This is a genomic window from Pedococcus sp. P2_E5, assembly GCF_056403895.1.
The window spans coordinates 26,279-34,940 of sequence record NZ_JBFUEP010000048.1 but is presented as its reverse complement, the minus strand read 5'-3'; the positions used below and the strand labels follow the sequence as shown (position 1 = coordinate 34,940).

7 protein-coding genes are annotated in these 8,662 nt (G+C 71.8%); 4 read left to right on the top strand and 3 right to left on the bottom strand.

What is annotated here, in order from left to right; all coding sequences use genetic code 11:
- Positions 1-1,063: HNH endonuclease signature motif containing protein (locus tag AC1DVZ_RS15865; protein WP_477619171.1), on the top strand; the 1,063-nt coding region annotated here is incomplete at its 5' end.
- A 145-nt stretch (positions 1,064-1,208) separates the two neighbouring features.
- On the opposite strand, the gene AC1DVZ_RS15860 is transcribed toward AC1DVZ_RS15865, so the two are convergent.
- Both AC1DVZ_RS15860 and AC1DVZ_RS15855 read right to left on the bottom strand, forming a co-directional pair.
- On the bottom strand, positions 1,209-2,921 hold the full coding sequence (locus AC1DVZ_RS15860; RefSeq protein ID WP_477619170.1) for a phospho-sugar mutase: 1,713 nt from the start codon (positions 2,919-2,921) through the stop codon (positions 1,209-1,211).
- A gap of 29 nt (positions 2,922-2,950) precedes the next feature.
- Positions 2,951-3,802 carry a purine-nucleoside phosphorylase gene (locus AC1DVZ_RS15855; RefSeq protein ID WP_477619169.1) on the bottom strand — a complete coding sequence of 284 codons (852 nt, stop codon included), beginning with the start codon at positions 3,800-3,802 and terminating at the stop codon, positions 2,951-2,953.
- Between the two features lie 57 nt (positions 3,803-3,859).
- Between AC1DVZ_RS15855 and AC1DVZ_RS15850 the strand changes: the two genes are divergently transcribed.
- The 3 genes from AC1DVZ_RS15850 (at position 3,860) to AC1DVZ_RS15840 (ending at position 6,691) form a co-directional block, all read left to right on the top strand.
- Positions 3,860-5,266 (top strand): NAD(P)H-quinone dehydrogenase, encoded by a 1,407-nt coding sequence (locus tag AC1DVZ_RS15850; protein ID WP_477619168.1) that lies wholly within the window; start codon positions 3,860-3,862, stop codon positions 5,264-5,266.
- A 116-nt stretch (positions 5,267-5,382) separates the two neighbouring features.
- Entirely contained in the window at positions 5,383-5,916 is a 534-nt protein-coding gene (locus AC1DVZ_RS15845; protein WP_477619167.1) for an antitoxin, read from the top strand.
- 163 nt (positions 5,917-6,079) lie between these two features.
- Entirely contained in the window at positions 6,080-6,691 is a 612-nt protein-coding gene (locus AC1DVZ_RS15840) for a hypothetical protein (protein ID WP_477619166.1), read from the top strand.
- A 70-nt stretch (positions 6,692-6,761) separates the two neighbouring features.
- Here the strand turns inward: AC1DVZ_RS15840 and AC1DVZ_RS15835 are convergent, their stop codons facing one another.
- Positions 6,762-8,555 (bottom strand): acetyl/propionyl/methylcrotonyl-CoA carboxylase subunit alpha, encoded by a 1,794-nt coding sequence (locus tag AC1DVZ_RS15835; protein ID WP_477619165.1) that lies wholly within the window; start codon positions 8,553-8,555, stop codon positions 6,762-6,764.
- Positions 8,556-8,662: the final 107 nt, after the last annotated feature.

Here is an 8,662-nt window from a genome sequence, read left to right as displayed (position 1 = left end):
GGTCACGGCGGCGGTGGTGGTCGAGGAGTTCGAGCGGCTGAGCCCGCGGCTGGCGGTGGGKGCGGASGGGCCGGTGCTGGACGGGCTGGTCGAGGTGGCGTCGTGGGGGCGGCCCACGGATGTGCGCGGTTTGCGGGAGCGGCTGGTCGCCAGGTACGGCGCCGAGGGGGAGTTCCAGGCCGAGCAGGACCGGGCCCAGGAACACCGCAGCCTGTCCCAGCCGYTGGCGGAGGGGATCGGGTTGTTCGAGTACACGATGGTGGTGGACGCCGAGGCGAAGGCGACGATCGAGGCCGCGGTGCAGGGGCTGTCGGCGCCGCGCCCGGGCGATGGTGAGCCGGACCGGCGGCCSTCGGGGCAGCGTCGGATGGACGCCCTGCTGGAGGTGGTSCGSCGCGGGGTCGCCTCGGCSGACGGGGTGGCCACCACCCCCAAGGCGGAGCTGTTCGTGACCGTGACCCTGGAGGACCTGGTGGCCCGGTCGAACGCCGCGACCGTGTTCGCCTCGGGTSAGGCSGGCACCCTGCTCGGCCCGGAGACGGCCCGGCGGGTCGCGTGTGACGCGGGGGTGGTGCCGGTGGTGTTGGGCAAGGACGGTCAGGTCCTGGACCTGGGGCGCCGGTTCCGGTTGTTCACCTCCGCCCAGCTGCGGGCGTTGTGGCTGCGTGACGGCGGGTGCACCTTCCCGGACTGCACGGTGCCGGCGTCCTGGTGCGACGGTCATCATCTGCGGCACTGGGCCGACGGCGGTGCCACCGACCTGGGGAACGCCGCCCTGTTGTGCGGGCGGCACCACACGATCGTGCACCGCAAGGGCTACCACGCCGAACTCGTCGACGGGCGGGTCCGGTGGGACCTGACCGCCGGCGCCTACGACCACTGGCTCGCGGACAGGTCAGCGGCTGGCTCCGGCGCAGGACCCGGCTCCGGCGGGGGCGGGGGTTCCGGCTTCGCAGAGTCGCCGGCGATCCGGTCCTACGACGTGTGGGGCGAGCTGGAGACAGCCGCCGCGGGGGAAACCGCGGCGATCGGTTCGGCTCCAGCCCCGCCCTGGCGACCATGACCCCGCCCCACAGCCCGCCGCACCCGGCGGGCCCGCCGGCATGCCCGCACGCAGGCTGGCGGTTCGACCGGACGCTTCTGCGTCACAGTGCGCCCGTCGGCGGACCCGGCTCGGTCAGTGCTGGCGCCAGCGGGGCACTCTCCAGTCAGACGGCGGTGAGGCCCTCCATGGCTGCCTTGATGTCTCCCAGTCGGCTCGCGGCGGTGGCTCGTGACTCCCGCAACGTCTCGGCGCTCGCGACGGGTTCGACGACCTCGAGATAGACCTTGAGCTTGGGCTCCGTCCCCGAGGGTCGCACGATGATCCGCGAGTCGTCCTCGAGGTAGTACCGCAGCCCGTCGGTCGGCGGGAGGGCGTCGCTGCCCAGGGCCAGGTCGTCGACTCGCGAGACGGGGATGCCGGCGACCTCCTCGGGCGGGTTGTCGCGGAGCCGGGTCATGACCGTGCCGATCAGGGACAGGTCCGCCACCCGCACCGCGAGCGCGTCCGTGGCGTGCACCCCGTGCTCCACGGCCAGGTCGTCGAGCAGGTCGGTCAGCGACCGCCCCTGCGACTTGAGGGTCGCGGTCATCTCGGCCACCACGAGGGCTGCGCTGACGCCGTCCTTGTCACGCACGTGGGGCGGGTCGACGCAGTAGCCCAGGGCCTCCTCGTAGCCGTAGCGCAGCCCCTCCACGCGGGAGATCCACTTGAACCCGGTGAGCGTCTCCTCGTGCCGCACCCCGGCGGCCTTGGCCATCGCCGCGAGCAGTCGCGACGACACGATCGAGTTGGCGAAGACCGCGTCGTCGTCCACACCCCGGGCCAGGATGTGCGCCCCCAGCAGGGCCCCGACCTCGTCGCCGCGCAGCATCCGCCACCCACCGGGGCCGGGCACCGCGACGGCGCACCGGTCGGCGTCGGGGTCGTTGGCGATGACGACGTCCGGGCCCGTCTGCTCGGCCAGCTCGAGCGCGGCGTCCATCGCACCGGGCTCCTCCGGGTTGGGGAAGTGCACCGTCGGGAACATCGGGTCGGGCTCCGCCTGGCTCGCGACGGGGATCGGCGCGGCATACCCCGCCCGCACGAAGGCCTTGGCCACCGTCTCGGACCCGACTCCGTGCAGGGCGGTGTGCACGACGGTGACGTCACGCGGGGTGTCGGCCGCCACGACCGTGACGGCGTCCTCGAGGTAGGCAGCGAGCACGTCGTCACCGAGCGTCTCCCACCCGTCCTTGGCCAGGGGCACGTCCGCGACGGCGGTGACGCGCGCGATCTGGACGGCGATGCCGGCGTCGGACGGCGGGACGATCTGCGAGCCGTCGCCGAGGTAGACCTTGTAGCCGTTGTCCTCCGGCGGGTTGTGGCTGGCAGTCACCATCACGCCGGCGTCGGCGCCCAGGAAGCGGATCGCGTAGGCCAGCACCGGGGTCGGCAGCGGCGAGGGAAGGATCGCGGCGCGACCCCCCGCCCCCACGACGACGGCGGCGGTGTCGCGCGCGAAGACGTCGGAGTTCTTGCGGGCGTCGTAGCCCACCACCACGAACGGTTCCGGCTTCAGGGCCTGGACGTATGCCGTCAGGCCGGCTGCCGCCCGGATCACCACGGAGCGGTTCATCCGGTTGGGACCGGCGCCGAGGGCGCCGCGCAGGCCGGCGGTGCCGAACTCGAGCATCCCCGAGAACCGGTCTGCGAGGTCGTCGACGGCGTCCTGGTCGCCCTTCTTGGCCTTGGCGAGGACGTCGCCCAGCTCCACGCGGGTCTCGTGGTCGGGGTCGTCGTCGACCCAGGCCTGCGCGGCGTCGATCAGCTCCTGCGCGTGCGCCTCGGAAGCGGACGGTGAGGCGGCTCCGCGGCCGTGCCGCGCGGCATACGTCATGGGGGCCCTCCTTCTCCGGTGATGGTCTCTCAGATGGTGGCGACGACGGCGGCGAGCAGCTTGGCGCAGCGCTCGGCTGCGGCCTGGCCGGACTCCATGACCTCCTCGTGGGACAAGGGTTGGTCACTGATCCCCGCTGCGAGGTTGGTGACCAGGGAGATGCCGAGGACCTCGAGCCCGGCCTGGCGGGCGGCGATGGCCTCGAGGGTGGTGGACATGCCGACGAGGTCGCCGCCCAGCACCTTGGCCATCCGCACCTCGGCAGGGGTCTCGTAGTGCGGTCCGCGGAACTGGACGTAGACACCCTCGTCGAGCTCTGGGTCGACGGCCCGGGCCAGGTCGCGCAGCCGGGGCGAGTAGAGGTCGGTGAGGTCGACGAAGTTGGCGCCCTCGATCGGGGAGGTCGCGGTGAGGTTGAGGTGGTCGCGGATGAGCACCGGGGTGCCGGGCGCCCAGGCGGGGTTGATTCCGCCACAGCCGTTGGTCAGGACGATGGTCTTGCAGCCTGCCGCTGCCGCGGTGCGGACCGCGTGGACGACGGCGCGGACGCCCTTGCCCTCGTAGAAGTGGGTGCGGGTGCCGTAGACCAGGGCGCGGCGGCCGGTGTCGGCGATCGCGACCGAACGCATGGTGCCGCTGTGCCCGGCGACGGCGGCCTTGGCGAAGCCCGGCACGTCGGCGTTGTCGATGGTGGCGAGCGTCTCGCCGATGAGGTCACCGGTCTGTCCCCAGCCGGAGCCGAGGACGAGCGCCACGTCGTGCCGGGCCACACCGCTGCGCTCGGCGATGACCGCTGCGGCGGCCCTGGCCACCTCGAACGGGTCCGTCGCGGGGTCGGCGAGGTCGGGATGGCCCGTGGACGGGCTGCGTTGCTCAGTCACGCTCGAAGACTACCGACGCTGCGAGGGGACGGCTCTTCGGATGGTTGGATAGGGCTCGTGAATGCGACCAAAGCCTCCGTAGTGATCCTCGGCGGTGGCCCCGGTGGCTACGAGGCCGCGCTCGTCGCCGCCCACCTCGGCGCCACCGTGACCGTGGTCGACCGCGACGGAGTCGGCGGTGCCGCCGTGCTGACCGACTGCGTGCCCTCCAAGACCCTCATCTCGACGGCCGACTTCATGAGCCAGTTCGAGACCGCGTCCGACCTCGGGGTGCACCTCGAGGACCACGAGGGTGACGAGGTCTCCGACTCGGTCGCCGAGCTGACCGCGGTGAACCGTCGGATCCTGGCCCTGGCCGCAGCGCAGTCCCGCGACATCGGGGCGCGGCTCGAGGGTGACGGCGTCGTCGTCCTGGCCGGCACCGGTCGCCTGGTGGCACCGGGCACCGTGGAGGCTGCCCTCGCCGACGGGACCACGCAGACCCTGACCGCGGACGTCGTGCTCATCGCGACCGGCGCGACCCCCCGCGTGGTGCCGACCGCCCAGCCCGACGGCGAACGCATCCTCACCTGGCAGCAGATCTACACCCTGGCCGAGCTCCCCGAGCACCTGGTCGTCGTCGGGTCCGGTGTCACGGGCGCCGAGCTGGCACAGGCCTACCTCGGGCTCGGTTCCCGCGTGACCCTCGTGTCGTCGCGTGACCGGGTGCTGCCCGGGGAGGACGCCGACGCGGCCGCCGTCATCGAGGACGTGTTCCGCAAGCGCGGCATGGACGTGCTCGGGCGCTCGCGGATGGCCTCGGTGTCGCGTACCGAGTCCGGCGTGGTGGTCCGGCTCGAGGACGGCCGGGAGGTCGAGGGCAGCCACGCGCTGCTCGCGGTCGGCTCGATCCCGCAGACCTCCGGCATCGGCCTCGAGGACGTCGGCGTGGCCGTGAGCGAGTCGGGACACGTCGTCGTCGACAAGGTCTCCCGCACCTCCGTGCGAGGGGTGTATGCCGCGGGCGACTGCACCGGGGTGCTTCCCCTCGCGTCGGTGGCCGCGATGCAGGGGCGGATCGCCATGGCGCACTCGCTGGGTGACGCGGTGGCCCCGCTCAACCTGCGGGCCGTCTCGGCCAACATCTTCACCGACCCCGAGATCGCCACGGTCGGGTTCTCCCAGAAGGACCTGGACGAGGGCACCGTCGACGCGACGTCGGTGATGCTGCCGCTCGCCACCAACCCGCGCGCGAAGATGCAGGGCATCACCGACGGCTTCGTCAAGCTGTTCGCACGCAAGGGCGGCGGCACCGTCGTGGGCGGTGTGGTGGTGGCCCCGCGTGCGTCCGAGCTCATCTACCCGGTGACGCTGGCCGTGCAGCACGGGTTGACCGTCGACCAGCTGGCCGGCACCTTCACGGTCTACCCGTCACTGTCCGGATCCGTGGCCGAGGCCGCCAGGCAGCTGCACCAACGCGACTGACCTGCGGGCTCGTCCGGCAGTTCCCCCACCTTCATGGGTAATGTCCACGCTGAGGGTGCTGCGATGCGCCGACTCCGGCGTGACGACACTGAAGTTCCCATGAGAGGGGCGTGAGCATGGCAGGCGGTTGGCTCGACAAGATCAAGGACCTCGCCAAGGGCAATCCGCAGCAGGCGGACTCTGCCATCGACAAGGTCGAGGACATCATCGACAAGCAGACCGGTGGCAAGTACGCCGACCAGGTCGACAAGGGCGGGGACGCCCTGCGTGACCAGCTGGGACTGCCCGAGGAGACGCCGACACCAGCGCCAGCGCCGGAGCCGGCCCCCGCGCCCGAGCCGGAGCCGGCACCTGTGCCCGAGCCGGAGCCGGTCCCCGCGCCCGAGCCGACGCCGGCCCCCAACCCCGCGCCGTCCACCGACGACCCGCAGGAGCCGGCCTCGGGAGACGGCCCCCTGACGCCAGGGGAGCCGCAGCAGCCGGGCCAGCCCGGTGGCCCGCTCGATCCCTCGCAGGTTCCCGACAGCGGACCGGTGCAGGTCCCGAGCGACGAGCCCGGCACCGGCAACATCCCCGAGCCAGGTCCCGACGTCGAGACCGACACGGGCGACGGTGGCACCAAGGAGCTCCCGCCCTTCGGGCGGAGCTGAGCCAACCGGCATACGCGAGCGGCGTCGTCTCCCACCCGGGGAGGCGGCGCCGCTGCCTTTTCGGGTGAGGCTTCGCTACGCATTTTCCCCGATGCCGCGAGGGTGCAACGGCGGGAGGCTGGGTGGCGGCAGGGAGACAACCGCACGGATGCGAGGAGGAACCATGAACCGCCCGAACACCTTCCGTCGCAGCAGCAGGGTGCTGTTCGCCCTCGGAGCCGCCCTGGCCACGGTTCTCGCCGTGAGCCTTCCTGCGCAGGCCGAGGGCAACGTGGTCTTCCGCAACCACGTCACCGAGAAGGAGAGCCACATAGAGCAGGAGGAGCACCCCGGCGAGTTCTGCGAGGTGCCCTTCCTCGTCCGCTACGACGCCAACCTCACGGTGACGGAGACCGCCATCCGCAAGGGGGGTGGCGACCTCGAGTACTTCTCCTTCCACATCTCGGCTCGGGAGACCTACACCAACGTCGAGACGGGGGTCTCGTTCGGGCATGACGTGACCTTCAACGGCCGGGACCAGAAGCTGACCCTGAACGAGGACGGCACCCTGACGGTCAACGCCATGGACCGCTTCTCGGAGAAGGTGTTCGACCCCGACGGCAAGCTGGTCGCCCACGAGGCAGGCATCAGGGGCTTCACGCTGGTCATCGACCTCAACGACCCGCAGGACCCTGAGGACGACGAGATCGTCAGCGAGACGGTCACCATGGACCACGGCCTGCGTGGCTTCGGCGAACGCGACCTCTGCAGCGACATCGACGACTTCCTGGCCTGAGCCGGGCCGGGCACGACGTAGGGCGCCTCCCGGCCGGGAGACGCCCTACGTCGTGGGTATGCCGCGTGGGTCAGTCCTTGATCTCGGCGATCACGGCGCCGTTGGTCACCGTCTGGCCGACCTCGGCGAGCAGGCCGGTGATGGTGCCGGCCTTGTGCGCGTTGATCGGCTGTTCCATCTTCATCGCCTCGAGGACGACGACGAGCTCGCCGGCGGCTACTTCCTGGCCCTCCTCGACGGCGATCTTGACGATGGTGCCCTGCATGGGGGCGGTGAGGGAGTCGCCGGACGCGGCGGCGCCGGTCTTGGAACCACCGGAGCGGCGTGGGGCCTTCTTCTTGGCGGCTGCGGAGCCGCCGCCGAGGGAGAGTCCGCCCGGCAGGACGACTTCGAGCCGCTTGCCGCCGACCTCCACGACGACGCTCTGGCGCTCGCCGGCCTCCTCGGTGGCCTGGGCGACGACGCCCGCGTAGGCCTCGATCTGGTTGTCGAACTCGGTCTCGATCCAGCGCGTGTGCACCGAGAACGGTTTGTCGCCCTCGGGGGCGAAGGCGGGGTCGGACACGATCACTCGGTGGAACGGCAGGACGGTGGGCATGCCGTCGACGGTGAACTCGGCCAAGGCGCGACGCGAGCGTTCCAGCGCCTGGTGCCGGTCGTGACCGGTCACGATGAGCTTGGCCAGCATCGAGTCGAAGGCCCCGCCGATGACGTCACCGGCGACGACACCGGAGTCGAGGCGCACCCCCGGGCCGGAGGGCGGCTCGAAGACGGCGACGACACCGGGGGCTGGCAGGAAGCCACGCCCCGCGTCCTCGCCGTTGATCCGGAACTCGAAGGAGTGGCCGGTCGGTGCCGGGTCGTCGTAGCCGAGCGCCTCACCGTTCGCGATGCGGAACTGCTCGCGGACGAGGTCGATGCCGGTGACCTCCTCGGTCACCGGGTGCTCGACCTGCAGCCGGGTGTTGACCTCGAGGAAGGAGATGGTGCCGTCCTGCCCGACGAGGAACTCGCAGGTCCCGGCGCCGGTGTAGCCGGCCTCGGTCAGGATGGCCTTGGACGCCCGGACGAGCTCGGCGTTCTGCTCGTCGGACAGGAAGGGCGCGGGGGCCTCCTCGACGAGCTTCTGGTGGCGGCGCTGCAGCGAGCAGTCGCGGGTCGAGACGACGACGACGTTGCCGTGGGTGTCGGCCAGGCACTGGGTCTCGACGTGGCGTGGCTTGTCGAGGTAGCGCTCCACGAAGCACTCGCCGCGACCGAACGCCGCGACCGCCTCACGGGTGGCCGAGTCGAACAGCTCGGGGATCTCCTCGATGGTGCGGGCGACCTTCAGGCCGCGACCGCCACCGCCGAAGGCCGCCTTGATGGCCACCGGGAGGCCGTGCTCCTTGGCGAAGGCGACGATCTCGTCCGCGGTGTCCACCGGGTCAGCGGTGCCGGGCACGAGCGGTGCGTTGGCGCGGGCGGCGATGTGCCGTGCCTTGACCTTGTCGCCGAGGGAGTCGATGGCGGCGGGGGAGGGGCCGATCCACCGCAGCCCGGCGTCCATGACGGCCTGGGCGAAGGAGGCGTTCTCGGCGAGGAAGCCGTAGCCGGGGTGGACGGCGTCGGCGCCGGCCTTGCGGGCCACTTCGAGCAGCTTCTCCTGCACGAGGTAGGAGTCACCGGGGGTCGTGCCGCCGAGGGCGTAGGCCTCGTCGGCGACCTTGACGTGCAGGGCATCGCGGTCCGGATCGGCATAGACCGCAACGGAACCGATGCCGCTGTCCGCGCACGCGCGCGCGATGCGAACGGCGATCTCGCCACGGTTGGCAATGAGAACCTTGGAGATCGGCTTCGTCGTCGACTCGGAAATGGGCGCCATGCGCGGGAGCCTAGCCCGTTTCCCCGACGGCACTGCCACCCACCGGGTGTGGCCTCGCCCACCCGCAGGGTCTGGTGTCGCCCACCCGCAGGGTCTGGTGTCGCCCA

What these genes read in the sequence shown, in the direction of transcription:
- AC1DVZ_RS15860 (WP_477619170.1), bottom strand. Translation starts at nt 2,921, where the DNA reads ATGACGTATGCCGCGCGGCACGGCCGCGGAGCCGCCTCACCGTCCGCT.
- AC1DVZ_RS15845 (WP_477619167.1), top strand. Translation starts at nt 5,383, where the DNA reads ATGGCAGGCGGTTGGCTCGACAAGATCAAGGACCTCGCCAAGGGCAAT.
- AC1DVZ_RS15840 (WP_477619166.1), top strand. Translation starts at nt 6,080, where the DNA reads ATGAACCGCCCGAACACCTTCCGTCGCAGCAGCAGGGTGCTGTTCGCC.
- AC1DVZ_RS15835 (WP_477619165.1), bottom strand. Translation starts at nt 8,555, where the DNA reads ATGGCGCCCATTTCCGAGTCGACGACGAAGCCGATCTCCAAGGTTCTC.